Annotated in this window: 25 protein-coding genes and 2 pseudogenes; 15 read left to right on the plus strand and 12 right to left on the minus strand. The window is 72.8% G+C overall.

The window, feature by feature from the left end:
• Positions 1-46: 46 nt before the first annotated feature.
• The 4 genes from KO717_RS17320 to KO717_RS17335 all read right to left on the minus strand — a co-directional run bounded on the left by KO717_RS17320 (position 47) and on the right by KO717_RS17335 (position 5,159).
• Complete coding sequence (locus tag KO717_RS17320; protein ID WP_437184642.1) at positions 47-652, minus strand: response regulator; 606 nt, start codon at positions 650-652, stop codon at positions 47-49.
• A gap of 80 nt (positions 653-732) precedes the next feature.
• Positions 733-1,914: a sensor histidine kinase gene (locus KO717_RS17325; protein ID WP_301368637.1), complete on the minus strand. Its 1,182-nt coding sequence runs from the start codon at positions 1,912-1,914 to the stop codon at positions 733-735.
• Positions 1,915-1,930: 16 nt separating this feature from the next.
• Positions 1,931-4,093, minus strand: coding sequence for an MMPL family transporter (locus KO717_RS17330; RefSeq protein WP_301368638.1), 2,163 nt, complete (start codon positions 4,091-4,093; stop codon positions 1,931-1,933).
• A gap of 226 nt (positions 4,094-4,319) precedes the next feature.
• Positions 4,320-5,159 carry an oxidoreductase gene (locus tag KO717_RS17335; RefSeq protein WP_301368640.1) on the minus strand — a complete coding sequence of 280 codons (840 nt, stop codon included), beginning with the start codon at positions 5,157-5,159 and terminating at the stop codon, positions 4,320-4,322.
• A gap of 124 nt (positions 5,160-5,283) precedes the next feature.
• On the opposite strand from KO717_RS17335, the pseudogene KO717_RS17340 reads away from it, so the two are divergent.
• The 5 genes and pseudogenes from KO717_RS17340 to KO717_RS17360 form a co-directional block, all read left to right on the plus strand.
• Positions 5,284-5,580: pseudogene (locus KO717_RS17340) on the plus strand (MerR family transcriptional regulator); the annotation flags it as partial.
• 138 nt (positions 5,581-5,718) lie between these two features.
• Positions 5,719-6,165 carry an NUDIX hydrolase gene (locus KO717_RS17345; RefSeq protein WP_301374575.1) on the plus strand — a complete coding sequence of 149 codons (447 nt, stop codon included), beginning with the start codon at positions 5,719-5,721 and terminating at the stop codon, positions 6,163-6,165.
• Between the two features lie 214 nt (positions 6,166-6,379).
• On the plus strand, positions 6,380-6,583 hold the full coding sequence (locus KO717_RS17350) for a hypothetical protein (RefSeq protein WP_301368642.1): 204 nt from the start codon (positions 6,380-6,382) through the stop codon (positions 6,581-6,583).
• Positions 6,584-7,005: 422 nt separating this feature from the next.
• Positions 7,006-7,617: pseudogene (locus tag KO717_RS17355) on the plus strand (DUF5994 family protein).
• A gap of 92 nt (positions 7,618-7,709) precedes the next feature.
• On the plus strand, positions 7,710-7,976 hold the full coding sequence (locus KO717_RS17360) for a hypothetical protein (protein ID WP_301368644.1): 267 nt from the start codon (positions 7,710-7,712) through the stop codon (positions 7,974-7,976).
• Positions 7,977-8,018: 42 nt separating this feature from the next.
• Here the strand turns inward: KO717_RS17360 and KO717_RS17365 are convergent, their stop codons facing one another.
• The gene (locus KO717_RS17365) at positions 8,019-9,287 is read right to left on the minus strand and encodes an ATP-binding protein (protein ID WP_301368646.1); all 1,269 of its coding nucleotides are present in this window, start codon (positions 9,285-9,287) and stop codon (positions 8,019-8,021) included.
• Positions 9,288-9,371: 84 nt separating this feature from the next.
• Positions 9,372-10,082, minus strand: a complete 711-nt coding sequence (locus KO717_RS17370; RefSeq protein ID WP_437184643.1) for a TetR/AcrR family transcriptional regulator — start codon at positions 10,080-10,082, stop codon at positions 9,372-9,374.
• Between the two features lie 51 nt (positions 10,083-10,133).
• Here KO717_RS17370 and KO717_RS17375 point away from each other — a divergent pair, with 51 nt between their 5' ends.
• The 3 genes from KO717_RS17375 to KO717_RS17385 all read left to right on the plus strand — a co-directional run bounded on the left by KO717_RS17375 (position 10,134) and on the right by KO717_RS17385 (position 13,558).
• Positions 10,134-11,711, plus strand: a complete 1,578-nt coding sequence (locus KO717_RS17375) for an FAD-dependent oxidoreductase (RefSeq protein WP_301368650.1) — start codon at positions 10,134-10,136, stop codon at positions 11,709-11,711.
• 113 nt (positions 11,712-11,824) lie between these two features.
• Positions 11,825-12,772 (plus strand): CAP domain-containing protein, encoded by a 948-nt coding sequence (locus KO717_RS17380; RefSeq protein ID WP_301368652.1) that lies wholly within the window; start codon positions 11,825-11,827, stop codon positions 12,770-12,772.
• Positions 12,773-13,093: 321 nt separating this feature from the next.
• The gene (locus KO717_RS17385) at positions 13,094-13,558 is read left to right on the plus strand and encodes a DUF1772 domain-containing protein (RefSeq protein ID WP_301368654.1); all 465 of its coding nucleotides are present in this window, start codon (positions 13,094-13,096) and stop codon (positions 13,556-13,558) included.
• A 55-nt stretch (positions 13,559-13,613) separates the two neighbouring features.
• On the opposite strand, the gene KO717_RS17390 is transcribed toward KO717_RS17385, so the two are convergent.
• The gene (locus KO717_RS17390) at positions 13,614-14,225 is read right to left on the minus strand and encodes a TetR/AcrR family transcriptional regulator (RefSeq protein WP_301368655.1); all 612 of its coding nucleotides are present in this window, start codon (positions 14,223-14,225) and stop codon (positions 13,614-13,616) included.
• A gap of 48 nt (positions 14,226-14,273) precedes the next feature.
• Between KO717_RS17390 and KO717_RS17395 the strand changes: the two genes are divergently transcribed.
• The 4 genes from KO717_RS17395 to KO717_RS17410 all read left to right on the plus strand — a co-directional run bounded on the left by KO717_RS17395 (position 14,274) and on the right by KO717_RS17410 (position 17,987).
• The gene (locus KO717_RS17395) at positions 14,274-15,107 is read left to right on the plus strand and encodes an alpha/beta fold hydrolase (protein ID WP_301368657.1); all 834 of its coding nucleotides are present in this window, start codon (positions 14,274-14,276) and stop codon (positions 15,105-15,107) included.
• Positions 15,108-15,226: 119 nt separating this feature from the next.
• Positions 15,227-16,015 carry a hypothetical protein gene (locus KO717_RS17400; protein WP_301368659.1) on the plus strand — a complete coding sequence of 263 codons (789 nt, stop codon included), beginning with the start codon at positions 15,227-15,229 and terminating at the stop codon, positions 16,013-16,015.
• Between the two features lie 17 nt (positions 16,016-16,032).
• The gene (locus tag KO717_RS17405) at positions 16,033-17,274 is read left to right on the plus strand and encodes a sensor histidine kinase (RefSeq protein WP_301368661.1); all 1,242 of its coding nucleotides are present in this window, start codon (positions 16,033-16,035) and stop codon (positions 17,272-17,274) included.
• Positions 17,271-17,987, plus strand: a complete 717-nt coding sequence (locus KO717_RS17410) for a response regulator (protein WP_301368664.1) — start codon at positions 17,271-17,273, stop codon at positions 17,985-17,987. Before KO717_RS17405 ends, KO717_RS17410 begins: the two co-directional genes overlap by 4 nt.
• On the opposite strand, the gene KO717_RS17415 is transcribed toward KO717_RS17410, so the two are convergent.
• Positions 17,984-18,637 carry a DUF1326 domain-containing protein gene (locus KO717_RS17415; protein ID WP_301368665.1) on the minus strand — a complete coding sequence of 218 codons (654 nt, stop codon included), beginning with the start codon at positions 18,635-18,637 and terminating at the stop codon, positions 17,984-17,986. The two genes, KO717_RS17410 and KO717_RS17415, sit on opposite strands and share 4 nt — an antisense overlap.
• Positions 18,638-18,843: 206 nt before the next feature.
• Between KO717_RS17415 and KO717_RS17420 the strand changes: the two genes are divergently transcribed.
• The gene (locus KO717_RS17420) at positions 18,844-19,671 is read left to right on the plus strand and encodes a DUF2182 domain-containing protein (RefSeq protein ID WP_301368667.1); all 828 of its coding nucleotides are present in this window, start codon (positions 18,844-18,846) and stop codon (positions 19,669-19,671) included.
• A gap of 21 nt (positions 19,672-19,692) precedes the next feature.
• Here the strand turns inward: KO717_RS17420 and KO717_RS17425 are convergent, their stop codons facing one another.
• From KO717_RS17425 to KO717_RS17435, 3 genes are all read right to left on the minus strand, one after another.
• Positions 19,693-20,169, minus strand: a complete 477-nt coding sequence (locus KO717_RS17425) for an iron chaperone (protein ID WP_301368669.1) — start codon at positions 20,167-20,169, stop codon at positions 19,693-19,695.
• Positions 20,170-20,232: 63 nt separating this feature from the next.
• Positions 20,233-20,658: a helix-turn-helix transcriptional regulator gene (locus KO717_RS17430; protein ID WP_301368672.1), complete on the minus strand. Its 426-nt coding sequence runs from the start codon at positions 20,656-20,658 to the stop codon at positions 20,233-20,235.
• Between the two features lie 31 nt (positions 20,659-20,689).
• Positions 20,690-21,100 carry a VOC family protein gene (locus tag KO717_RS17435; protein ID WP_301368674.1) on the minus strand — a complete coding sequence of 137 codons (411 nt, stop codon included), beginning with the start codon at positions 21,098-21,100 and terminating at the stop codon, positions 20,690-20,692.
• Between the two features lie 448 nt (positions 21,101-21,548).
• On the opposite strand from KO717_RS17435, the gene KO717_RS17440 reads away from it, so the two are divergent.
• Entirely contained in the window at positions 21,549-23,384 is a 1,836-nt protein-coding gene (locus KO717_RS17440) for a galactose oxidase early set domain-containing protein (RefSeq protein WP_301368676.1), read from the plus strand.
• 60 nt (positions 23,385-23,444) lie between these two features.
• Here the strand turns inward: KO717_RS17440 and KO717_RS17445 are convergent, their stop codons facing one another.
• Positions 23,445-23,915 (minus strand): MarR family winged helix-turn-helix transcriptional regulator, encoded by a 471-nt coding sequence (locus KO717_RS17445; protein WP_301368678.1) that lies wholly within the window; start codon positions 23,913-23,915, stop codon positions 23,445-23,447.
• 99 nt (positions 23,916-24,014) lie between these two features.
• On the opposite strand from KO717_RS17445, the gene KO717_RS17450 reads away from it, so the two are divergent.
• Positions 24,015-24,857 carry an NAD(P)H-binding protein gene (locus KO717_RS17450; protein ID WP_301368680.1) on the plus strand — a complete coding sequence of 281 codons (843 nt, stop codon included), beginning with the start codon at positions 24,015-24,017 and terminating at the stop codon, positions 24,855-24,857.
• Positions 24,858-24,897 lie beyond the last annotated feature (40 nt).

A 24,897-nucleotide genomic window follows, 5' to 3' on the forward strand; every position in this document is an offset into this window, starting at 1 on the left:
TGGTTCATTTCTGTTCCGCGAAGCCGGCCCGGCGGCGGCGTCGCGCTCAGGCTCCGGGAACGACGAGCCCCGACTCGTATGCCAGGATCACGAGCTGCGCCCGGTCGCGGATCCCCAACTTGCCCATGATCCGGCTCACATGGGTCTTCGCCGTGAGGGGGCTCAGGGCCAGCGCGTCGGCGATCTCGGTGTTGCTGAGGCCCCGGGCCACGAGGGTGAGGACTTCCCGTTCCCGCGCGGAGAGCGGGTCGAGGGCGGCGGGGGCCGGGGCGGAGCTGGGGGTGCGCAGGACCCGGGCGATCAGTCGGGCCGTCGGGCCCGGTGAAAGGAGCGACTCGCCACCGGCCACCGTTCGGATGGCGGCCAGGAGTTCGGCCGGCCTGGTGTCCTTCACGAGGAAGCCGGAGGCCCCGGAGCGCAGCGCTTCCACGACGTTCTCGTCGGTGTCGTACGTCGTGAGGACCAGGACCTTCACCCCGGCCAGGTCTTCGGCGGAGGCGATGAGCCGGGTCGCCTCGATGCCGTCGGTGCCCGGCATCCTGATGTCCATGACGACCACGTCGGCCCGCTCGGAGTGGGCGAGTTCCACGGCTTCGAGTCCGTTGCCCGCCTGTCCGACGACCGCCATGTCGGGAGCCGATTCGATGAGCATCGCGAAGGCGGACCGTACGAGTGTCTGGTCGTCTGCGAGCAGCACCCGGATGACGCGGTCGTGCCCGACGGGTGCAGTGGTCACGCGGATGCCTCCAGGGAACGGGGTGGGAGCGGCAGGCTCGCCGCGACTTCGAAGCCACCGCCGGAGCGGGGGCCCGTCCGCACGGTGCCGCCGACGCTGCGGGCCCGCTCGCCCATGCCGATGATGCCGAAACCCGGAGCGGCGGAGTCCGCTCCAGGGCCTCGGCCGTCGTCGCTGACGGTGACCCGGAGAGACCCGTCAGCCGCCGCCACCCGGACCCGGACGGTGGTGTCGGGACCCGCGTGGCGGACCGCGTTGGTCAGCGACTCCTGGACGATCCGGTAGGCGGCAGCCCCCACGGCCGGCGGGACATGAGCCCCGCCGGTGTCCAGGGTCAGTTCCGCCTCGGCCGCGCGGACCAGATCGGACAGTCCGGCGAGGTCCGGCAGCGGCCCCCGCTCGTCGGCGCGGAGCACGGTCAAGGTGGTACGGAGCTCCACGCGCGCCTCACGGCAGGTGTCGGCGATGGAGTCCAGCGCCTCGGCGACCGCCGCCCGGTCGAGGCGGTCCGGGTCCGCGGCAAGGACATGGGCGGCGACCGAGGTACGGACACCGATCAGCGTGATGCTGTGGGCCAGCAGGTCGTGCAGGTCGCGGGCGATGCGCAGACGCTCCTCCGCGATCTTGTGCTCGGTGGCCTGTCCGACCCGGGCGCGCTCCTCGGCGAGGTACTTGCGGTAGTTGCGGACGGCGACGCCGAGCACGAGGGCCGACACCAGCCAGCCGGAGGTGCGCAGTACGTCCAGGGCGCGATGGACGCCGTTGGACGACATGGCGCTCACCGCGAAGCCCACGACGCACACACCGACCGTCACCGTCCGGCGGACGGTGCCGGTGGCGGCCACGGTGTACAGGGCGAGTATCGCGGCCGGCACGGGGGCGGCGTGGGCGTTGTCGAGCAGCTGGTACGCGGCGATGCAGGCGACGGTCGCGATCATCACCCCGAGCGGGTGGCGCCGCCGCCACACCAGGAACAGGACCGAGCAGGCGAGCAGGGCCCACCCGAGCGCGTCCGGCCGCATCGCGGTGTCGGCGTACGCCACCGCCCCGCAGAGCAGGGCGACACCGGCCGCGATCATCGCGTCGTTCCGCGTCGGGTGCGCGGCCGCCAGGGGGTCCTGGTGCAGTGCGCGCAGTACGCGCTCGGCCGCGCTCGGGGGGTCGGTCACTTCAGCCACCGGGACATCGTCGCTCTCATCGCCGGTCCCCGGCCAGTTCCCGTGCGGGTCGGGAAACCGGGGCCGGGGTACCGGAAGGCCGGCCCGGCCACCACACCCTGCGGCCGAGCAGCACACTGGCGCTGGTCACCAAGTAGGTGCGGACCAGGAAGGTGTCCAGGACCACCCCGATCGCGACGACCGTGCCCATCTCCACGAACATCACCAGCGGCAGCGAGGCGAGCACGGCGAAGGTCGCCGCCAGGACGATCCCGGCCGAGGCGATCACTGCGCCGGTGGTGCGGAGCGCGATCAGCGCGGCCTGCCCCGGCTCGGCGCCGCCCCGGGTCTCCTCGCGGGTGCGGTGCATCAGGAAGATGCCGTAGTCGACGCCGAGGGCGACCAGGAAGACGAAGGTCAGCAACGGCAGCCCCGGGTCGACGCCGGTGAAGCCCAGCACCGGGCCGAAGACCAGTCCGCCGATGCCCAGCGCCGCACCCCACACCAGCACGACGGCGGCGACCAGGAGCAGCGGGGCGATCAGGCTGCGCAGCAACAGGGTGAGGACGAGCAGCACCGCGGCGAGGACCAGGGGGATGACGATCAGGCGGTCGTGGGAGTTCGTGATGGCCAGGTCGAGTTGCCGGGCGCTCGCGCCGCCCACGTGCGCGCCGTCGAGTCCGGCCCGCAGCCGTTCGATGACGGCGGTCTCCCCCGCAGACTCCGGCGCGGACTCGGCGGTGACGGCGATCTCGGTCCAGCCGCCGCCACTGCGGCCCCGCTCGGCGCCCGCGACGCCTTCGACGGACCTGGCTCCGGCGAGAATCCGGTCGGCGGCTTCGGTGGGCGCCATGACCTCGATGGGCCGGCTGCTGCGATCCGGGAAGGCCTTGGCCAGCGTTCCCATGGCGGCGATCGACTCGGGCTTGCTGGTGAAGCTGTCCTCTCTCTTGAGCGCCCCGGGCAGGTTGAGCACACCGAGCGCCAGGGCACCCAGCAGCACGACTCCTGTCACGAGCACGGCGACCGGCCGCTTGCCCGCCGAACTCCCCATCGCGGTGAAGACGTTCGGTCCACGCTGCTTGGGTTCGCTGCCGTACGCGGGGATCAACGGCCAGAACACGCGCCGTCCGAGCAGCACCAGGACCGCCGGCAGCAGCGTCATCATCGCGATCAGTGCGCACAGCACGCCCACCGCTCCGACCGGGCCGAGCCCGCGGATGTTGTTGAGGTCGGCGGCGAGCAGACAGGCCAGCCCCGCCACGACGGTCCCGCAGGAAGCCAGCACGGCCGGCCCGCAACCGCGCAGCGCGGTGTGCATCGCATCGTACGGAAGCGGGGTACGGCGCAGTTCGTCGCGGTAGCGGGCGACGAGCAGCAGTGCGTAGTCCGTGCCGGCGCCGAACACCAGGACCGTCATGATCCCGGCGCTCTGGCTGGTCACGGTGAGTCCGAAGCCGGAGGCGAGCCCGTACACGGCGGCCCGCGCGCAGACGGCGCCCGCGCCGACCACCACCAGCGGCACCAGCCAGAGCACCGGGCTGCGGTAGGTGAGGATCAGGAGCAGGGCGACCACCAGGCCGGTCGCCAGCATCAGCGTCCCGTCGATGGAGCCGAACACCTCCTTGGCATCGACTTCGACGGCGCTGTCGCCGCCGACCCGCACCGTCAGCCCGTCGGTGCCGCGCGCGTGGGCCCGTACGCCCTCGACGAAGGCCTTCTTCGCGGCGTCGTCCGTGCCGGGCGCGGCCGTGGACACCGCGTACATGAGGGTGGTGCCGTCTGCGGACGGAACGCCGGGTCCTCGGAGGGTCGCGCCGAAGTCCCGGGGATCCTTCGACGTGGCGAGCGAGGCGGGGGACTTGGCGGACCCGGTGTTCGTGGTACCCGCCGGGACCGTGACCACCGCGATCTGCCGTTCGGCGGTGTCCCGGTCTGCGGCGGTCAGCCCGCCGTCGCGGCGGTAGACGAGCAGCACGCCGGTCTCCTCACCGCCGGGCAGCTCCTCCTGGAGCCTGGCCACCTGCGTCGAGTCGGCGCCTGACGGCAGATAGTCCGCCGTCCGGTCACGCTGAACGTCCGCGAGCCCGCCCGCGAACGACCCGGCGACGGCGATCACGATCAGCCACAGCGCCAGTACGCCCCACGGAACCACCGTGCGGTGTCTTCCTGTTCGCGCTGTACCCCCGGTATGCCCCATCTCAGGCCCCTCCGCATGGACTCGGACCGGAGGCTCCGACGGCCCGCCCGGTTGCATCCAGCGTCCCGTCTTCGACGCACCGTTCCGTCACACCGACGCAGGAGATCGCTCGTACTCCCCCGGGTGTCCCGGAGCCTCCCGTACTCCCCTGGGAGTAACGCGGCGCGTCGTCGGCCACGTGCACGGCCTTGCGCACCGCCTCGTGCACGGGGCCGGCATCTCGTGGTCAGACGGCTTCTCCGGTTCCGGTGGAGAGTGCTACGTGGCGCCATCGGTCGAGTTCACGTCGCACCAGATCCAGCTTCGCCTCGACGCGCTCGATCGCGTCCGCACCCAGCTGCAGGCGCAGCGGCGGATCGGCCACCTCCGTGATGTCGACGATGGCTTTCGCGGCCTTCACCGGATCACCTGGCTGGCGGCCGTCGTTTCCGGCCATCGCCTCGCGCACCGGCCCCGCACCGGCGGCGTAGTCGGCGATGGAGGCCGGTTCCACCCGAATGCTCAGCTCGCTGAGGAAGCCGGTGCGAAACCCGCCCGGCTCCACGATCGTGACGCGGACACCGAGCGGGGCCAGCTCACCGTGCAGCGCCTCCGAGATGGCCTCGAGGGCGAACTTCGACGCACCGTACAGACCCACGGCCGGCGCGGTGGCGAATCCGCCCACCGAGCCGATGTTCAGGACGTGTCCGGAGCGCTGGGCCCGCAACGTCGGCAGGGTCGCCCGCAACGTGTTGAGCGCGCCGAAGACGTTGACGTCGAACAGTGCCCGGACGGCCTCGTCGGAGGTCTCCTCGATCGCGCCCACGAGGCCGTAACCGGCGTTGTTGGCCACGATGTCGAGCCTGCCGAATTTCGCCAGGCCGGCCTCCACGGCAGCCGTCAGCTGCTCCGGTTCGGTCACGTCCGCGTCCACCGCCAGCAGTCGGTCCGGCTCGTGCGGGTAGGCCCGGAGCACCGCTGCCGCATCCCTCGCCGTAGCGATCACGCTGTGTCCCCGGTCCAGCGCTTCCCGGGTCATCTCCGCGCCGAGCCCCCGCGATGCCCCGGTGACAAACCAAACGCTCATGTTCTCCCCTGTTCAGATGGGCCGATGGGCCGATGGGCCGATACCTCGACGCTAGAACCTAGAGTCGTGTCTAGATCAACAGCTGCGTGAGAGAGGGGCGTTCGTGGACCTGAGCATCGGTGAGGTGGCACGACGCAGTGGGCTGAGCGTGCACGCGCTGCGGTTCTACGAGCGGGAGGGCCTGTTCGCCAACCCGGTGCGCCGCCTGTCCAACGGCCGCCGGATCTATCACGAGGAAGACCTGGAGTGGCTGGCCGTCTGCACGAAGCTCCGCTCCTCCGGCATGCCCCTGGCGATGATCCGGCAGTACGTCGAGCTGGCCCGTCAGGGCCCGGGCAACGAACACGAGCGTCTTCAGCTGCTGCGCCGACACGAAAGGCAGGTCGAGACGCAGATCCGCGAACTGCAGGACACCCTGGATGTGATGCGGCACAAGGTGCGGATCTACGAGGACCATCTCGCCCGCGGTGAAGCCGACCGGCTCTGGAATCCGTCCCGCCCGGTTGCCTCAGAGGCCGACACTCTCCGGGAGAGCCGTCCGCCGGACAGTGCCGGTTCGATTCCCGAGACCGAGCCGACGCCACTGCACTCCGTGTCCGTCGCCGGGGCGGTCCTGCGTGAGGACGGCCGGCTCCTGGCGATCCGCCGAGCGGACAACGGGACTTGGGAACTGCCGGGCGGGGTACTCGAACTCAGCGAGTCCCCGGAGGCCGGCGTCCGCCGCGAGGTCCTGGAGGAGACCGGGATCGAGGTCCAGGTCCAGGAGCTCACGGGGGTCTACAAGAACACGAGCCGCGGGATCGTCGCGCTGGTCTTCCGCTGCAAGCCGTCCGGCGGCGCCGAGCGCACCTCGCAGGAGTCGACCGACGTAGCCTGGCTCACCCCGCAAGAGGTGTCCGCGCAGATGTCCGAGGTCTTCTCGATCCGGCTCCTGGACGTCCTGGACGACGCGGGCCCCCACGTGCGGAGCCACGACGGCCGCCGGCTCACCAGGAGCTCACGCTGAGGGAGGACGGGCCATGACGGCGAATGGCGCCCTGCGTTTCGAGCGTGTCCGTACCGGAGGAGACCGCGCCCGCCCGGGGCCGTGGTGGCACCGCACCGGGGAAGGCGCCATCCGTGTGCCCCGCTTCGCGGGCGCCATGATGCAGACCGACGCGGTGCGTGTCAGCGTGATCGGAGAGGTATCCGTACCGCACGCACCAAGAGGAGTCGCCGTCATGGACGGTAAGCAGGACAAGCACCAGGGGGAGCAGGGCAAGGGGCGCGAGGCGCAGGAACACCACCGCCCCGGAGACCCCGCGCGGCCCCAGCCCGGCAAGTCTTCGCGCGAGCGGGGACAGAAGACCGGTCAGAAGGAGACCTCGCGCCGCCGCGAGGACGACCTGCTGCGCGAGGAGGACCTGCACGGCGAGGGGCTCTGACCGGCGAGGGGCCCTGACCGGCGCACTGCTCACCCACTCGCCCACTCGGCCGCTCGGCCGCTCGGCCGCTCGGCCGCTGAGGACTCGGGGTCGGTCTGCCGCACCGGTGGTGGTGTCCGGGGGAACCACCACCGGTGGCCACCCTGCGCCGTCCAGGAGCCCTTGCCGGGCATGGCGGCACCCCGTTCGGCGGCCTAGGCCCGTGTCCGCAGGCGACGAAAAAGCCGTCGCACCAGGACCCGACCGCGCCGCTCTCGCCGTCTGCGCCGGAAAATAGCTGCTCAGCAGCGGCTTCCTGGATCGCGCACCGGAGTACGGTGAAGACACCGGGAGTATTTCGCACACCCGCTCCCACGCGGACGTCGTTTCCGGCGATCACTGCACCGGGCCGTTCGCGAACGGCCCGGGGACGGGTCCGCGACATGTCCACGACCCTCGACCGCACTGCGCAGCCGGCTGTTGTCCAGGCACCGGCCCGCCTGTCCCTGACGCCGAAGACCGCTCTGGCAGGCCGGCTGGACGGTGCCTGGTGGCCCTGCTCACGTGACCTCGAAGCCGAGCTCCCGCCGCTCGTGTCCGCTCTGGACGAGCCCTGGGGGCGTATCACCCGTGTCAGCGTGAACCCCGTCCGCTGGCCGGTCGTCCCGCGCACGGTCGCCGTGGCCGGGCGCGTGCTGCACGTGGGCTGGTTCACCGAATAGGACCCCGACAAGCTGATCCTGCTCTCCTACACCGTCGGCCGCTGGGACCTCCTGGTGATCCCGCCCGAGACCGAGCCGGCGGCCGCGGCCCGGCTGATGGCCGCCGCCGCGATCCCGGGCAGCGTCCTGACCGCGGGCGTTCTGATGGCCAACGAGAGCGTCATCGGGCGCGGCATCCGGGACGCCCGCCGCCGGGAAGACAGCTGGGAGGGCGAGGGCGGAGCCTGCATGTCCCCCTTCGGGGAGCCGATGGGCCGAACCGCCCCTCCCAGGCCTCCCGGCCTGCCGGACGACACCGGTCGTCGAGCCCGCCACCCGGGTGCCGACCGGTGAGGAACAGCCTTCTCCGACCGGGGGCAGCGGTCGGGGCGCCTCGGCGCCCCGCTCCGCCGGCCTCTCGCCCATTCGAAAGGGAACACGCCCACGTGAAGTACATCGAGACCCAGACCCTGCCCTCGCTCGGGCACGCCGAGCTCCGGATCATCGCGCACACTCCGGAAGCCGCCCGAGCGGTCGCGGAGGCGCTGCGCCGCTGTTTCGCAGGTACGGAACAGCGCAGCTACCCCGCCCTCGACGGCAACACCCGCCTCCACCTCACCGTGGACACGGCGACACCCGCCGGCCCCGCCCGCTCGTGGCTGGCCGCCAGCAGAACCCCCGCCGGCACCGGCGCACACTCCGACGAGATCTGAGCAGGGACGGCAACGGGCCGGGCCTGATCCGCAGGAGACGGCCTAGATACGGGCGAACTTCTCGGTCTGCCGGGCGAACTCCTGCGCCATGGCCGCGCTGACCGTGGGCCTGGTGTCGCCGATCGTGCGCAGGTAGTCCTCGGTGGTGGGGCGGGCCCGGGATCCGGTGTCGAAGGTGCGCTCGAACTGGACCTGGGAGACGGTACGCGCCACATGGGCGATGTCGGCAGGGGTGAACCCTTCACTGGCGGTCGCCAGCACCGCGCTGTCGGCCTCGGCCCCCGCTCGGGCCAGGTAGCTCTCCCACAGCGCGGTCCTCGCGCGGTCGTCGGGCGGGCCGATCGGCAGCACGTAGTCGAAACGGCCGTGCCGCAGGAACGCGGAGTCGAGCGTGGTCACGTCGTTCGTGGCGCAGACGAGCAGCCGCCCTTCCTGGCCCCGGAACCGGACGATCGCCTTCAGCAGTTCGTTGACGACGCCGACCGCGGCCGCGTCGGCGCCGCTCCGCGTCCCCGCGATCTCCTCGACCTCGTCGATGAAGACCAGGACGTGATCGAGCCGGGCGATCTCGTCGAAGCGCCGGTTCAGCCCGCTGGCCAGCCCGTATTCGGCTGCCAGCCGGGCGGGGAACAGTTCGAGGAACGGCCATCCCAGGCGGCTGGCGATCGCGTGCGCGAAGGTGCTCTTCCCCGTCCCGGGCGGCCCGAACAGCATCACGGCCCGCGGCAGCTCCACGCCGTGCTGGGAAGCCATTTCGGGATGGGCCAGGGGCAGGACCAGACGTCGCTCGATGAGCTCCTTCTCCCGCTGCATGCCCGCGACCTTCTGCCACAGCCCCCCGGGCGGCAGCTCCGCTCCCAGCGACGCGAGCATGCTGACCGCCTGAGGGGTCACACGTCCGCGCTTCTCGAAGAAGACCAGGCCCGGACGGGCGCCGAAGCCGCAGTTGTGCAGGGCGGTGGCACCGGTCTCGCCGTCGGGCAGGACCGCGTGCACCGTTCGGACGCCACCGGTGAACAGCCGGTGCTCCAGGGCCGTGATCAGGTCGCTGCCCAGCCCCTGGTGCCGCCAGGCGGGCGCCATGCTGATGCGCAGGATCCATGCCCGGTCACCGTCCACCCTGCTCACCGCGGCGCCGACCACCTCCTCGTCCGCGGTGGCCACCACCGCCGGGTCGAGGGCCTGGAGGGCCGCCACGGCGTCCGAGAGCGGGAAGAGAGGTGATTCTCCGGCCGTGCCGCTCTCCGCGTCGACTCGGATCACCGCTTCGAGATCGTCCTGGGTGTAGTCCCTGACATGCCAACCCGTCATGGTCAGCTCCGTGTGGTCGCCCCGTACTCCCATCATCGGCGGAGGTGTACCGGACGCGCACGCCGTGCGGCCTGCGCCGCTCTCTCACGACCCGGATGCCCCTGCCGGCTGCGGCCCTCCCGGACTGCGACCCGTACGAACCAGTGCGCGTTCCAGAGCGTCGAACGCTTCGTTGAGGCGGGAGCGGTGGTCGTCAGCCACGTCGGCCGCGCGCTCGCCGGCGAGCAGGCGTCGGGCCGTGGCGACGAAGACGGCCCGGTACGCGGCGACGGTCAGCGCCGCCGCGAGGCGGGGGGCGGGGCCGTCGCCCCCGGGGGCGGTCTCGGCCATCGCGTCCCCCAGGGCCTGCTCCACCTCCTCCACGCCTTCGCGCGCCCGCGCCCGCAGGGCGGGCGAGTCCAGCACGATGCGCCAGAAGTACGGGAAGTCGTCGCTCACCGCGGCCAGCGGGTGGCGCCGGTCGAGGAGTTGGAGCAGCAGCGCGCGCAGAGCAGCCAGTGGGGACTCGCCGGCCGGGCGGTTGCGTACGGCGTCCGTGAAGAGCTCGACGGCTTCGGGGATCCGGTCCAGGAAGAGGTCTTCCTTGCGGGGGAAGTGGTTGAAGACCGTCATCGTGGAGACGTGGGCGGCCTTGGCGACCTCCGCCACGGTCACCTGGTCGAAGCCGCGCGCCGCGAACAGCATCGTCGCCTCGTCGGAGATCCGCTGCCGGGTCTCGCGTTTCTTGCGCTCGCGCAAGGTCGGCGCCTGTTCGGCCACCCGCTCTGCGGAGGCACGCCTCTCAGTTTCCTCGATCACAGACAACACTATAGCGACTCCAAAGTTTTAGTGACTACAGTGAACGTCATGAACTCGGACTTTGACGTAGTGGTGGCCGGAGGCGGCCCGGTCGGACTGATGCTCGCCTGCGAGCTCCGGCTCGGTGGCGCGAGCGTGGTGGTCGTCGAGCGCCGCACCGAAGTGGACCCGGCCATCAAGGCGGGGTCGATCAACACGCCGACCGCCGAGGCCTTCTACCGGCGCGGCATGCTGCCCGCGCTGGCCGAGGTCCAGCAGCGCTCCGCCGAGCGGTTCCAGGCGTTCGTACGCGAACAGCAAGGAACCCGGGGGGACGGACGGCCTCCCCGTACGCCGGCCAGGTTCGCCGGGCACTTCGCCGGAATCATGCTGAGCGGGGAGCTGCTGGACGCGACCGACCCGGACTTCGCGGACGCCGGTCCCGCCCGGGACGTCAGCCTCGTACCGCAGCAGGAGATCGAGCGGCTGCTCGCCGAACGCGCCCGCGAGCTCGGCGCCCTGGTGCTCGGCGGAACCGAGCTGACGGGGTTCGACGCGGACGACGGCGGAGTCGAGGTCCGCGTCGGGGTGGGCCGCGTGGGCCGGGCGTCCGGCGGGGCGGGGGACGTCGTACGCGCGGCCTGGCTCGTGGGCTGCGACGGCGGCCGCAGCACGGTCCGCAAGCTCGCCGGGTTCGCCTTCCCCGGTACGGATCCGCAGATCACCGGCCACCAGGCCCTCGTCGAGATGACCGGGGCCGAAGCCCTGCGGCCCGGCTGGAACCACACGGACACCGGGATGTACGTGCACGGGCCGATGCCCGGCCGCATCCTCACGGTCGAGTTCGACGGCCCGCCCGCCGACCGGGAAGCGGCAGTCACCGCACAGGACGTGCAGGCGAGTCTGCGGCGCGTCTCCGGGACCGGGGTCACGATCACCGGGGTGCGCACCGCCACCCGCTTCACCGACCACGCCCGCCAGGCGGCCGACTACCGCGCGGGCCGGGTGCTGCTGGCGGGCGACGCCGCGCACGTCCACTCGCCGTTCGGCGGCCAGGGCCTGAATCTCGGCATCGGGGATGCGGTGAACCTCGGCTGGAAGCTCGCCGCGGTGGTACGCGGCCGGGCGCCGGAAGGGCTGCTGGACTCGTACACGGCCGAACGGCACCCGATCGGGGCATGGGTGCTCGACTGGACCCGGGCGCAGATCGCGTTGATGCGGCCGGAACCACAGGCCCGAGCGCTGCGCGACGTCGTCACCGAGCTGGCCGGGTCCGTCGCCGGCACCACGTATTTCGCCAAGCGGATCTCCGGCGTCTCGCACCGGTACGACCTTCCCGGCAGCCATCCGCTGGTCGGCCGCAGCGCCCCGGATCTCGCGTTCACCGACGGGACGCGCCTCGCGGACCTGCTTCACGACGGCCGGGCACTGCTGCTCGACCTCGCCGACGACGCGGGGCTCAGGGCGCACGCGCAGGGGTACGGCGAGCGCGTACGCGTCGCCACCGCGGCCTGCCCCGACAGGCCGGAGGCGGCCGGGCTGCTCGTACGCCCCGACGGAATCGTCGCCTGGGCGGGGAACGCGGCGGATACCGCGGACGGGCTCGCCGGCGCACTGGCACGGTGGTTCGCCAGGGACGGCGGATGAGAACCCGGCGCGGGCCGGGCCGCACCTTCCTGTGAGAAAGGTGTTATCGCCGTGCGGCTCACAGGTCTCCTTCAGTGTCAGGCCAAGTGGGCCGTCACCTTCGAGGAGATGCGATGCGGTATCACGACGATGAGTTCACGTACGGCGCGGACGCGGACGCGGGCGTGGCCGGTGCCGGTTCCGCGCCGGACCGGCGCGGCCGGTCGCGCGCCGCGCGCAGAGCGGCCGGCGGCCACCGCAGGAACCGTCGCCGGACTCCCCTGATGGCGGCGGCCGCCGTGGTCCTGCTGGCCGGGGTCGGGAGTGCCTACGCCCTCATATCCGACGAGGCTCCGGAACGCACCGCCGCGACCGGCTCCCCCTCGGCGCTCGCCGGCCGGCCGGACGAGGTGGACGGCCTGCCGGCCACCACCGCGTCTGCGGCCGCCGGCGCCGGCCCGTCGGCGACCCAGGGGACGGCCGGCCCGAGCGCCGTCGCGTCCGCCCCCGCGTCGGCATCCGCGTCCGCGCCCGGCCCCGGGCCGCAGGCGAAGGACGGCGAGCAGCGTTCCGGAGCGCCGGCCACGGAACGCGCTGCCAAGCCCGCCGCGCCCCCGACCGGCGGTACCCCGGCGAGCGGTCCGGCGGGGCCGGACCCCAAGGTGCCCGGCCCTCGCACCTCGACGCAGGACGTCGCCACGGCCCAGTCACTGTCCCTGCAGCTGCTCAACAACGAACGAGCCGCCGTCGGCCGGCCTCCGCTCGCGCTCAAGCAGGACCTCAGCGACTTCGCCCGCAAGTGGGCCGAGCACATGAAGAACAATGGGTTCGCCCACTCCTCGTCGGCGGACCGCGCCTACCTGAAGACGGGCTCGCGCACCTGGACCGGCGAGAACATCGTCTGGTACAGCGACGCTTCGATGACCGCCCAGGAAGCCGCCGAGAAGTTCCAGTCGATGTGGCGCCACAGCTCCGGGCACTACAAGGCGCAGGTCAACCCGGACTTCACCGAGGTCGGCGTGGGTCTCTACCACGACTCCACGGGCTGGTGGGGCGTGCACAACTTCTCCGACGGCAAGTGACGCGGGTCCTGCGCCGGGTGGTTGCAGAGGACCAGGTCGCCGTCGCCGCGCAACGCCCCGCGGAGAGCGGCGCGTCAGCGCCTTAGGGGGGCATGGGCGACCTGGGCGGGCTTCCTTCCGGCGGGCCGCCCGGACCTCGGCGGACACGTGCGCGGCCCAGTCCTGCCCAGGCGGAACCGGACCCGTGGCCGGACCCGTGAAGCGGTTCAGGGGCCCCGCCCCTGACGACCGGCCGTTCTCGTCGCGAGACGGCGGTCGGCGGAGATCCCGGGCCCGCACCCCCACCCCCCGCAAGCACCGACGCATCAGGAGCCGACGAACATGCGCACACGCCTTCTGCTGGGCCTGGCCCTCCTCTCCACCGGACTCCTCGCCGGCGCGTTCGGCTACGGGGCGGCCAACCTCGTGCCCACCTTCAACGCGGTACCGCTCGACATACGGCTGTCGTTCCACACCGAACTGATGAAGATGAACGGCATCACCATGCAGGCGGCGATGGGCGTGTCGATCGTCAGCTCGCTGGCCCTCGCCGCCGTGACGCGCGGCCGTACGCGACTGCTCGCCGGCGGGGCCGGCCTGCTGGCCCTCACGTCCCTCCTGGTCACCCGGTTCGGCAACGTCCCGATCAACAGCCGGATCAAGGAGTGGGCGCACACCTCGGCCCCGGCCGATCACACGGAGATCCTGCGGCGCTGGGAGATGTTCAACGACGTCCGCACCGCCGCCGCCGTGGTCGCGTTCGCGCTCCTGGTCTTCTCCGCCCTGCGAACGCCGGCCCGCGACTGACGACGCCGCCCCGGGCCCCGCGCGCCGACCCGGGCCCGCGCGCGCCGGCCATGCCCTACGCGCCGGACGGCGCCGCCGCGCCGTCGGTCTGCGCCGCGCGGACGATGGCCGCCGCGGCCCGGGACGCGGCCAGTACCGGACCGGTGCTCCTCGCGGCGCGGCCGAGCATGAACGCACCCTCCAGCAGCGCGATCACCGAGCTCGCGGTCTCGTGCGCGGCGGGCTCGGCGATACCGCCGGCGAGGTAGAAGGCGGCGAGGCCGTCCGTCCAGCTCGCGAAGACCTCGGCGGTGGCCAGGCGCAGCGGTTCATGGGTGCCGGCCACCTCCAGCGCGACGGTGGCGATGGGGCACGGGTCGGTGAAGTCGAGCTCGTGCAAGGTCTGCGCCGCGGCCGTGAACGCGTCGCGGGTGACGGTGGCCATGTCCGCGGCCGCCGCCGGGGGGAAGAGGCCGGCGATCAGTTCCAGGTAGGCCGCACCCGATGTACGGATCACCTCCTCGCCGAGCTGCGTCTTGCCCCCGGGGAAGAAGTGGTAGGCCGAGCCGTACGGGGCGTCGGCCGCCGCGACGATCTGTTTCATACCGCTGGCGGCGTAGCCCTGGCGCCGGAACAGCTCGGTCGCGGCGGTGACGATGCGTGCTCTGGTGTCGCCCGTGATTCTCACACTCGATAGTCTCTCACTAGACCGGTCTATCTAGTCGGAGGTAGCACCTTGCCCGAGATCGAACTGAGCGCAGGCGTCATCGACTTCACGGACACGGGCGGAGACGGAGAGGTCGTGGTGCTCGTCCACGGGCTCGGGTTCGACGAGTCCGTCTGGGACGAGGTGGTACGGGAACTGCAGGCCGATTTCCGGGTGGTGGTGCCCGTACTGCCGATCGGCAGCCATCGCAGGCCCATGCGGCCGGACGCGGACCTCTCGGCGCACGGGGTCGCCGCGCTCCTGGCCGAGTTCCTGGAGCGCCTCGGCCTGCGCGACGTCACCCTGGTCCAGAACGACGCGGGCACGGCCCAGCTCCTGGTGGGCGTACGCGACGAACGCATCGGCCGCCTGGTGCTCACCTCGTGCGAGGCGCTGGAGAACTACCCGCCGGGCATCCAGGGCAGGACCCTGCACGCGGCCTCCCGGATCCCCGGCGGCCTGTTCCTGCTGCTGCAGTCCTTCCGCGTCCCCTTCCTCGTACGGATGGGGAGCTCGCTGGGCGGGATGGCGCAGCGGCCGATCCCGTACGCGCTGGTCCGGCGCTGGTACGGGCCCCTGCTCGGCCGGCGCGCGATCCGTCGCGATCTCGCCAAGTTCTGCCGCAGCACCCGCAAGGACACCTATCTCGCGGCCGCGCAGAAGCTCGCGGAATTCGACCGGCCCGCGCTGGTCGCGTGGGGAGCCCTGGACCGCATGATGCCGCCCGCCACGGGCCGCCGGCTCGCCGAACTGCTGCCGCATGGACGGTATGTGGAGATTCCCGGGGCGGGCACGCTCGTCCAGCTGGACAATCCCGGGGCCCTCTGCGCGGAGCTGCGCCGTTTCATCGAGGAGACCGCCTGAGGCCAGGTCCGCGGCCGGTGTCCGCCCCCGGGTGTCGGACCACGGTCCGACACCCGGGGGCGGGAAAGTGGACCGTGCTCCGACGCGCCCGCGCCCTCCCCGGCGCGATCGTTCCCGGTATGACGACAACGCCGGGCACGCCCCCCGTACGCGACACCCCCGCCCCCGCGAAGGCCCGGCTGCTGCCGGTGGAGTGGCCGGGCGACGCACCCTTCCCCGGCCGGTGGGCCGGCGGGGTCTCGCTGGTGGCCGGACCGCTGCTGCTGGCCACCGGAATCCTGCTGCGGCTGCCGTTCCACTTCTTCTACCCCGAGCAGCTCGCCGCCCGCGTCGACCACCCCGGCCTGATGGCCGCCGCCTACGGCGCGTTCGCCGCCGGGACCGTCCTGCTGTGGCCCGCCCTCGCCGCGCTCGCGGCCCGGATCGGCCTCCGCAGCCCGGGCGCCGCACTGTGGGGCGGGGTCTTCGCCGTCCTCGGGCTCTTCGCCCGGACCTTCCACGCCGGCGTGGACCACCTCGCCTTCCAGCTCGCCGAACGGCAGGGGGCGCAGGCCGCCACCCGGTTCGTCGGCGAGACGTACGGCGCCTTCCACATCTTCAGCGCCCTCAACGTCGCGATCACGGGCGGCTGGCTGATCCTCGCCGTCGGGGCCTGGCGGGCACGCGTGCTCGGCCCGGTGCGCGCCCTCGCGCTCGCGGCGGCCGCCGCGCTGCCGCTCGGCGTCCTCAAGGGCACCACCCCACTGTCGGTGGTGGCCGCCGCGGGCCTGTGCGTCGCGCTCGTCCCGCTGGGCATCGCCGTCCTGCGGGACGGCGGACCGGCGCCGCGCCGCGCGAACGTCGTGCGCTGGGCCGCGGCGATCACCGTCACCGTGGCCCTCATGACCCTGATGGGACAGGCGGGTTGACGCGGTACGGTCGGGCCATGCGCCTCCCGCGGCGGCCCCCCGACGGCCATCTCCTCGCACTCGACCTGGCCGCCGCGCTGCTCGTCGCCGCCGCCTACGCCGGCTTCGCCGGGATGTCCGTGAGTGCCGGCGAGCCCGGCTACACCGGGCCGGTGTGGGCGGGCTGGGTCGTGGCCGCGGTGGTCGGGCTGCCGGTCGCGGCCCGCCGGAGGTGGCCCGTACCGGCCGCGCTGACGGCGCTCGCCGGATCCGTCGCCGCCACCCTCGCGGACATCACGCGCGAGCCGTACCTGGCCGTCGCCCTGACCCTCTACACCGTCGCCCTGACCGAGGTTCCGCGCCGCTCGATGCCCGTGCTGGCCGTCGCGCTCGCCGCCTCGGCCGCGGCCGTCCTCACCGGGGAGGCCGTGATCACCCCGGCCGAGACGTGGAGCGGGGCCGTCGGGGTCGCCGCCGCCGTCTGGCTGGTGCTGGGCGGCGGCTGGGCGGCGGGCTACGCGGTACGAGCCCGCCGGGCCCGTGAGAGGGAGCGCGCGGCCCGCCGTACGGAGCGCGCCATCGCCGGGGAACGGCTGCGGATCGCGCGGGAGTTGCACGACATCGTCTCCCACAGCCTGAGCCTGATCGCAGTGAAGGCAGGGGTCGCCGGGCATGTCGCCGAGCGGCGGCCGGAGGAGGCGGTGGATGCGCTGCGGGTCATCGAGGAGACCAGCCGGGCCGCCATGACCGAGATGCGCCGCACGCTCGGCGCACTGCGCGCGGACACCGCCGGCGCCGACGGCCCCGTCGGCGCAGCCGGTACAGCCGGTGCTCCGCTGGGGCCGGCACCCGGCATCGACGCCCTCCCGCTGCTGGCCGATCAGGCCCGGCGGGCCGGTGTGGCGGTGGACCTCACGGTCCGGGTCCCGGACGACGGCCTGCCCGCGGGCATCGCACTGGCGGTGCACCGGATCGTCCAGGAGTCCCTCACCAATGCGGTGAAGCACGCGGCCCCTGCGCACTGCCGGGTGACGGTCGAGGCGGACCGGAGCGAGATACGGATCGACGTCACGGACGACGGCGGCCGGGCGGTCGGCCGGGACGGCCGGGGCGACCGGGACGCCCGGGCCGGTCACAGTGGTGGCGGCGGGCACGGTCTGGTCGGCATGCGCGAGCGGGCGACCGCGTACGGCGGGACGTTCACCGCGGGCCCGCGCCCCGGGGGCGGCTTCGCGGTCTCGGCCCGCCTGCCGCAGGACGGACCGGGGAGGACGGGATGACCGGCGCGACCCGGGTGCTCGTGGTCGACGACCAGGTGCTGCTGCGGGGTTCCTTCCGGATCCTCGTCGAGAACGAGCCCGGTCTCACCGCGGTCGGGGAGGCGGGCGACGGGGCCGAGGCCGTCGAACTGGCCCGCCTGCACCGGCCGGACGTGGTCCTGATGGACGTCCGGATGCCCGTCATGGACGGCATCGAGGCGACCCGGCGGATCTGCGGATCCCCGGAGACCGCGGGCGTCCGGGTGCTCATCCTGACCACGTTCGACCTCGACGAGTACGTCTACGCGGCCCTGCGGGCCGGCGCCGCCGGCTTCCTGCTCAAGGACGCCCCGCCGGCCGAGGTGCTGGCCGCGATCCGGGTCGTCGCCTCGGGCGATTCCTTGCTCGCTCCGTCGGTGACCCGGCGCCTGATCGCGGACTTCGCCGGCCGCCCCGGTCCGGCCCCGGGCCCGGACCGGCTGGCGGGGGTGACGGGACGGGAGCGCGAGGTGCTGGAGCTGATCGCGCGGGGCCTGTCGAACGACGAGATCACGGCCCAGCTGCACGTGAGCATGGGCACGGTGAAGACCCACATCGGCCGCCTCCTGGCCAAACTGTCCGCCCGCGACCGCGCCCAGCTGGTCATCGCGGCGTACGAGGCCGGTCTCGTCTCCCCGTCCGGCGGCGAATCCGCCACACCGGGCCGAAGCATCCGAGAAGGACGGCCTCGCTAGTCGGGCCCGGCCCAGTCGAAGGTGATGTGCTTGCTGGACCGGCCTTCGCGGCTCCAGAAGAAGCCGTGGGCGTCGGCTCGGTCCGCCGTCGAGTGGCCCCAGGTCGCGACCTGGCCCGGTCCGGTCTCCGCACCCGGCAGATTGGTCGACTGGACGCGCGCACCCTCCGGGGTCGTGGGTCCCGTGAGCGCGACCGCGCTCGCCTCGACCCGGCCCGGCACCACGGCCCGCCAGCTCGCGAGGTCGTCGGCCACCTCGACCTCGATGGGGGCGAACTCCATGCCGCGCATTTCGGCGCCCATCATGCTCACCATCTCGGCGGGCCAGCTGCCCGCCTGCCCACCGAAGATCATCTGAAGCGCCTCGCGCTGGGGGCCGTCGGCGCGCTCGTCGACGAAGACCGCGGCGTACGTGTCCGTGTGCTCGGCCCAGATGTTGCCGACGAACGAGGCCAGCATCAGCACGTTCAGGCCGTCCAGCGGCACGTCGCCGTAGCGGCCCTCGCGGATGTGCCAGGCCAGGATGCCGTCGCAGTCGCCGTGGGTGGGCAGCTGTGCGAACGAGCAGGGGCAGGGCACGTTGCACTTGCAGGTGTCGAACCAGTCGCCCGCCGCGTGCCACCGGGGAACGGTCGCCGTCGTCTCGGACATCTCCCTGCCTCCTCGTGACCGCGCCGGGACGTCGGTCTCGGGAGGACGGCAGAGCCCCCGGTAACCCTCGCCGGCCCACGCCCGGGTCGTACGGGTATCCACTCCGATTGTCCCACCGCAGGGGTCACCGGAGGAGGTGCTTGCCGCGTACACGCGTCCTCGCGTTCCCGCGCGCACACGCAGGTCCGCCGTGGTGTGCTGGAGGTGTGCGCCTCGACCGGAAGGCCCTGTCACCCCCTCTGCGTCCGGCAAATCTGCTGTCGGCCCGGCAGCTCGCGTTCGCCTGGTCGGTGATGGCGTCGATGGCCCTCCTCGCCTGGGTGCTGGTGGTCGACCAGGCCCGTGACATGGGGGTCGAGCCGGGAACCATGGGCATGGGCGTCCCGCTGTTCCTGCTGCTGTGGCTGGTCATGATGATCGCCATGATGTTCCCGTCGGTGGCCCCGGTGGCCCTCACCTGGGCGCGGGCCATCGGGCGCCGGTCGCCCACGGGAGGCGCGCGGGTGGCTCGTACCGCCCAGTTCGTCGGCGGGTACCTGCTGGCCTGGACGGCCTTCGGCCTCATCGCCTACGGGCTCCTCGCCGCGACCGGGGCCCTGGTGGACGAGCACCCGGGCGCCGGACGCTGGATCGGCGCCGGGGCCTTCCTGGTCGCCGGGCTGTACCAGTTCGGCCCGTGGAAGGACCTGTGCCTGCAGCACTGCCGGAGCCCCATGGGCCAGCTCGTGCGCTACGCGGGCTTCCGGCCCCGGGCCCGCGATCTGCGGGTCGGGGCGCACCACGGGGCGTACTGCGTGGGCTGCTGCTGGGGGCTGATGGTCGTGCTCGTCCCGCTCGGTGTCATGAACGTCCTGGCGATGGCCGCGGTGGCCGCGGTGATCTTCGTGGAGAAGCTCTGGCGGCTGGGCCCCGTCTTCTCGCAGGTCGTCGGGGCCGTCTTCCTCGTCCTCGCGGTCCTGAGCCTCTTCCAGCCCTGGCTGCTGCCGGGCCTGATCCCGCCGCAGTCGCCCATGACGGAGATGTTCCGCCCCTGAGGGCTGTCCCGAGGAGGCGGATCAGCCGACGGCCTTCCTGACGAGCTCGGTGATCAGCGTCTCGTCGGCGGGGGTCAGCTTCGTCAGGGCGTACGCGGTCGGCCACATGGTGCCCTCGTCCAGGTGGGCCGGGTCGCTGAAACCGAGGGTGGCGTAGCGGGTCTTGAACTTCTGCGCGCTCTGGAAGAAGCAGAGCACCTTGCCGGCCTTGGCGTACGCGGGCATCCCGTACCAGAGCTTCGGGGCGAGGTCCGGTGCGGCGGCCCGGATGACGGCGTGGAGCCGTTCGGCGAGGACGCGGTCCGCGTCCTCCATCTCGGCGATCTTCGCCAGGACCTCGGCCTCCGGATCCGGCTTGGCGGCGCGCGCACCGCGGCGCCCTGCGGCCCTCAGCTCCTGGGCACGCTCCTTGATCGCGTCCCGTTCCGCATCCGTGAACCCGTCGGCCGTCTCCTCGGCCGCGCCGGTGTTCCTCGTCGACGTCTGCGTGCCCTTCATGTGCGGGTTCCTCTCTCGCGAAGCTCGATCGGGTGTGGTGCGGGTCAGGGACGGGGGCCGGGGTCAGGGCGCGGCGCCCGTACGCGCCGGCACGGCCCGTACGGCCGGTTCGGCCGGCTCTCGGGCGGCGCGCGGATACGCGTCGGGCGCCGTGCCGACGAGCTCGGCGAAACGGGTGCTGAAGATGCCGGGTGTCGGGCAGCCGACGGCGCGGCGGACCTCGCCGACACCGAGGTCGCCACCCCGCAGCAGGGCCGTCGCGCGCTGGATGCGGCGCGCCGTCAGGTAGGCGTACGGGGACACGCCGTACGCGAGCCGGAACTGGCGGCCGAGGTGCCCGGCCGCCATGTCCGCGGCGCGGGCGAGCTCCTCGACGTCGAGCGGCCGCGCGTACTCCCGGTCGATGCGGTCCCGGACGCGGCGCAGCCGCGCCAGGTCCTTCAGGTGCGAAGCCTCGATCAGTGCCTGTCTCCACGCCGGACGACACATGGAGGACCCCCTCTTCCGTCGGTGTGCGGGCTCAGCGGAGTTCCTGGATGCGGATCAGGTTGCCCGCGGGGTCGCGGAAGGCGCAGTCGCGGACGCCGTACGGCTGCTCGGTCGGCTCCTGGACGACCTCGGCGTCGCCGGCCTGGATCTTCTCGAAGGTGCTGTCGAGGTTCTTGGTGGCGAGGAGGATCCAGCCGTAGGTGCCCTTCGCCATCATCTCGGCGATGGTGCGGCGCTCCGCCTCGGTGACACCGGGGTCGACGGCCGGCGGCGCGAGGAGGATCGACGTGCCGGGCCGGCCGGCGGGGCCGACCGTGATCCAGCGCATCTTGCCCTGGCCCACATCGCTGCGGACCTCGAAGCCGAGGACGTCGCGGTAGAAGGCCACGGCGGCGTCCGGGTCGTCCTGCGGGAGGGTGCTCATGTGAATGCTGATGTCCATGTCCGTCACGGTAACTGCGCCTGGACCAAGGGCGCTTCTCGAATCCTGACCGATCCGGACCCCTCCTCCGGGCCCCTCCTCCGGCCCCCTCCTCCGGGCCCCTCGTCCGGACCCCTGTCCTGCCCCCTTCCGGGGCGGGAACCGTCCGGGCCGGGGCCCCGGGGAACCCCGCTCGCGCGGGGGCGGCGGCGACCCGGCCCGCAGGGGGCCGACCCGGTGTCGGTGATCACCACGGGTTGCGGCCGGGCGGGGGACCGGCGGACGGGCCCCCGGGCCGCCGTCGGCGCAGCTCAGGGCCGTGCCTTCACCCGGGCGGCCCGAAGCCCGGACGATCTTCCCGGTGTGCGGCTCCCGACGCGTCGGCATAGGTCTGTGTTCGTAGGCGTCGTAGGCGCCCTGTGCCCCCGCACGGGCACCCGCCGCTCCAGCACCCCTGGTGAGGAGTCACATGTCACGTATCAAGCGTCGATCCGCCCCGCGAGCCGCCCGCCGAGCTGCCCGCAGGGCTGCGATCTCCGTCCTCGCGGCCACCGCCGCCCTGGTCACCGCCGTCCCGGCAGCCGCGCACGACGGTTCGTCCCGCCCCGAGGAGAAAGCGGCCCTCGGCGCCGAACACGCCCAGGAGCATACGAAGGTCCGCGAGCAGATCCTCAAGCTGGGCGGGTACTCCCAGCTCGCCCGGATCGACAGCCTGAACTCACTGACCCGGTCCCAGGCGGACGTGAACGCGCGCTTCCACCCCAAGGCGTTCGGGCAGTTCGCCGAGTACTTCCAGTCCCCGGACTTCGCCGCGCACATCGCCATGCTCCCGACCGGCAAGGTGCTGCTCTTCTCCTTCGAGCGCATGGAGACCGACCCGACCGAGGAGCCCGCGCCGACCAACACCCTCGGCAAGGCCAACGCCGGCCGCGCCTTCCTGTGGGACCCGCGCCGCGGCACCGGGCCGGCCGCCTTCAAGAAGGTCACCCCGCCCGAGCTGGTCGTGCCGGACGGCACGGGCGAGAAGCGCCCGGCACCCTTCTTCTGCGCCGGACACGCCTTCCTGCCCAACGGCATGGTCGGCGTCTTCGGCGGCAACCTCGGCTACGGCGGCGGCGCCGGCGCCAAGCTGTCGCTGGTCTTCGACCCGTGGTCCGAGAGCTGGTCCGTGAACAAGGACATGGAGGTCGGCCGCTGGTACCCGTCGGTGGCCACCGCCCCCGACGGCCGCCTGCTGATCATGTCCGGCCACACCGACCAGGGCTGGGGCACCTCCACCTCCGTCATCGAGCGCTTCCCCGCCAAGAGCCACCCCGTCCCCTTCGAGAAGACCCTGATCCCGAAGGACGTCCCGACGGACACCCTGCGCGTGGACGCGCCCTTCGGTACCGACAGCGACTACCCGCACCTGTTCACCCTGCGCGACGGCAAGGTGTACGGCCTGGGCCGGCATGCCACCAAGCAGTGGGCGTTCGACCCGGTCGCCGAGACCCGTTCGGACCTGCCCGCGCGCCCCGACGGCGTGCACCGCGGCTACGGCTCCGCCGTGGCGCTGCCCGCCGGACTGCGCGGCCCGGACTCCGTACTGGTCCTCGGCGGCGACCGGGACGACCCCAACACCTACCGGCTCACGAGCGGCGGCGCCTGGGAGAAGCAGCAGCCCCGCGCCTTCGGCCGGACGCAGGACGACACGCTGCTGCTCCCGGACGCGAGCCTGCTGACCGTCAACGGCGCCTACGGCATCCGGGACTACGGCAACGGCGACTACAACCCCAAGTCCGATCTGAAGTACCGGCAGATCGAGACCCGCAACGCGCTGGGCGAGTGGAAGCTGGGACCGGCGCAGCGGCTGCCGCGCGGCTACCACTCCAACGCCGTCGTGCTCCCGGACGGCCGGATCATGGTCACCGGTGACGAGCTGCAGCAGCTCGCCAACGACCCGAAGATCGACGATGACATGAACGGCAGCATCGAGATCTACGAGCCGGCCTACCTCCACCAGGGAAGCCGTCCGGCCCTCGACCGCGCCCCCGACGGGCCGCTGCGGTACAACGCCGCCTTCAACGTGGGGACCTCCACGCCCGACCAGGTCAAGAAGGCCGTCCTGCTGGCCCCGACCACGGCGACGCACTCGCTCAACACCAGCCAGCGCCACGTGGAACTGGGCATCGTGGGGCGCCATGGGAACAGCCTGCGCCTGCAGGCGCCGCCCTCGGCCAATGACGTCCCGCCCGGCTACTACATGCTCTTCCTGCTGGACGAGAACGGGGTGCCGAGCGCGGCCAAGTGGGTCTCCTTCCGGTAGCCCACCGGTTTCCCGCCCCACACCGCAGCCCCAGGCGATCCGTCTGGGGCTGTGGTGTCGTCAGCGGTGACGCAGCGCGTCCTGGGAGTCGACGTACTTCAGCATGAGGCGGGCGAAGTCGAGGCGGTCGCGCTCGCTCCAGTCGGCCGTCACGTACTCGAAGGCCGCGCGCTGGTGCCGCCGGAAGCGGTCCATCATGTCCCGGCCCTCGGGGCTGAGGTGCACGATCGTGCGGCGGCCGTCCTGCTGGGAGGCGGCGCGCACGAGGTAGCCGGCGGAGATGCTGTCGGACACCATGCGGCTGGCCACCGAGGGGTCGACGCCCAGGTGCTCGGCCACGCCGCCCACGGTGATCTCGCGGCCGTCCGCCTGTTCGGCCTCCAGGACGATGTTGAGCACCAGGGTGCGGCCGAGGTCCTTCGGGGAGATCGGGTTCTCGACCTCCAGGAGCGAGGAGCGCCGCAGCTTCCCGAACGCCGGACCCACCGCGTCCAGCAGTTCCTCGTCCGTCGCCGGCTCGTGCTTCGTCATGCCCCTCATCGTACATACGTGAGCTCACGCAAACATGTGTTGACGTGAAAACGTGTGCATGCAAGCATGCATATGTCATCACGAACGAATGGAGCTCTCGTGACCATCCTCATCACCGGCGCGCGCGGCAAGGTCGGCCGGGCCGTCGTCGACCGCCTGCACTCCGCCGGTCTTCCCGTCCGGGCCGCCAGCGCCGCCCCCGCCGAACTGACCGTCCCGGCCGGCGTGGAGACCGCCGAGCTCGTCCTGGACCGGCCTGAGACCTTCTCCGCCGCGCTCCGTGGGGTGCGCCAGGTCTTCCTCTACCCGCAGCCCGCCGGCATCCATGACCTGATCAAGGCCGCCGAGGCCGCCGGGGTCGAGCACGTCGTCCTGCTGTCCTCGTCCTCGGTGCTCGCCCCGGACGCCGGGACCGACCCGCTGGCGAGCCACAGCCTGAGGGTCGAGCGCGCCCTCGCCGACTCCGCTCTGACCTGCACGTTCCTGCGCCCCGACGCCTTCGCCAGCAACTCGCTGGGCTGGGCCTGGCCCGTCGGCCGGTCCCTGCCGGTCCAGCTCGCCTACCCGGACGCGCAGATCGCGCCCATCCACCCCGAGGACATCGCCGACATCGCGGCCCTGGCCCTGACCGGGGACTCCCTCACCGGCCGCGCGCTCACCCTGACCGGCTCCGAGTCGCTCTCCTTCCGCGAGCAGCTCGCCGTCCTCTCGGAGACCCTCGGCCGCGCGATCCCGGTCGAGCACATCACCCGCGCCGAGGCGGAGGAGCAGATGGGCCGGCACATGCCCGCCCCGATGGTGGCCTCGCTGCTCGACCTGTGGGAGGCCGCCGGCCACGGTCCCGCCGCCATCGGTGAGACCACCGAGTCCCTGCTCGGCGTACCCGCCCGCACCTACCGGCAGTGGGCCCGCGAGAACGCGGACGCCTTCACCGGCCACTGACCGGCAGGCCCACCGGCCCACCGGCCTCCCGAAGGAGCAG

Source organism: Streptomyces xanthophaeus (assembly GCF_030440515.1).
Taxonomy (GTDB): domain Bacteria; phylum Actinomycetota; class Actinomycetes; order Streptomycetales; family Streptomycetaceae; genus Streptomyces; species Streptomyces kutzneri.

Bases quoted from the DNA above. Each gene is read 5' to 3' on its own strand.
- KO717_RS17415 (WP_301368665.1), bottom strand. From the start codon at position 18,637: ATGTCCGAGACGACGGCGACCGTTCCCCGGTGGCACGCGGCGGGCGAC.
- KO717_RS17435 (WP_301368674.1), bottom strand. From the start codon at position 21,100: ATGGACATCAGCATTCACATGAGCACCCTCCCGCAGGACGACCCGGAC.
- KO717_RS17425 (WP_301368669.1), bottom strand. From the start codon at position 20,169: ATGAAGGGCACGCAGACGTCGACGAGGAACACCGGCGCGGCCGAGGAG.
- KO717_RS17405 (WP_301368661.1), top strand. From the start codon at position 16,033: ATGCGCCTCCCGCGGCGGCCCCCCGACGGCCATCTCCTCGCACTCGAC.
- KO717_RS17430 (WP_301368672.1), bottom strand. From the start codon at position 20,658: ATGTGTCGTCCGGCGTGGAGACAGGCACTGATCGAGGCTTCGCACCTG.
- KO717_RS17330 (WP_301368638.1), bottom strand. From the start codon at position 4,093: ATGGGGCATACCGGGGGTACAGCGCGAACAGGAAGACACCGCACGGTG.
- KO717_RS17350 (WP_301368642.1), top strand. From the start codon at position 6,380: ATGGACGGTAAGCAGGACAAGCACCAGGGGGAGCAGGGCAAGGGGCGC.
- KO717_RS17380 (WP_301368652.1), top strand. From the start codon at position 11,825: ATGCGGTATCACGACGATGAGTTCACGTACGGCGCGGACGCGGACGCG.
- KO717_RS17335 (WP_301368640.1), bottom strand. From the start codon at position 5,159: ATGAGCGTTTGGTTTGTCACCGGGGCATCGCGGGGGCTCGGCGCGGAG.
- KO717_RS17400 (WP_301368659.1), top strand. From the start codon at position 15,227: ATGACGACAACGCCGGGCACGCCCCCCGTACGCGACACCCCCGCCCCC.
- KO717_RS17410 (WP_301368664.1), top strand. From the start codon at position 17,271: ATGACCGGCGCGACCCGGGTGCTCGTGGTCGACGACCAGGTGCTGCTG.
- KO717_RS17375 (WP_301368650.1), top strand. From the start codon at position 10,134: ATGAACTCGGACTTTGACGTAGTGGTGGCCGGAGGCGGCCCGGTCGGA.
- KO717_RS17385 (WP_301368654.1), top strand. From the start codon at position 13,094: ATGCGCACACGCCTTCTGCTGGGCCTGGCCCTCCTCTCCACCGGACTC.
- KO717_RS17320 (WP_437184642.1), bottom strand. From the start codon at position 652: ATGCTCATCGAATCGGCTCCCGACATGGCGGTCGTCGGACAGGCGGGC.
- KO717_RS17440 (WP_301368676.1), top strand. From the start codon at position 21,549: ATGTCACGTATCAAGCGTCGATCCGCCCCGCGAGCCGCCCGCCGAGCT.
- KO717_RS17365 (WP_301368646.1), bottom strand. From the start codon at position 9,287: ATGACGGGTTGGCATGTCAGGGACTACACCCAGGACGATCTCGAAGCG.
- KO717_RS17445 (WP_301368678.1), bottom strand. From the start codon at position 23,915: ATGACGAAGCACGAGCCGGCGACGGACGAGGAACTGCTGGACGCGGTG.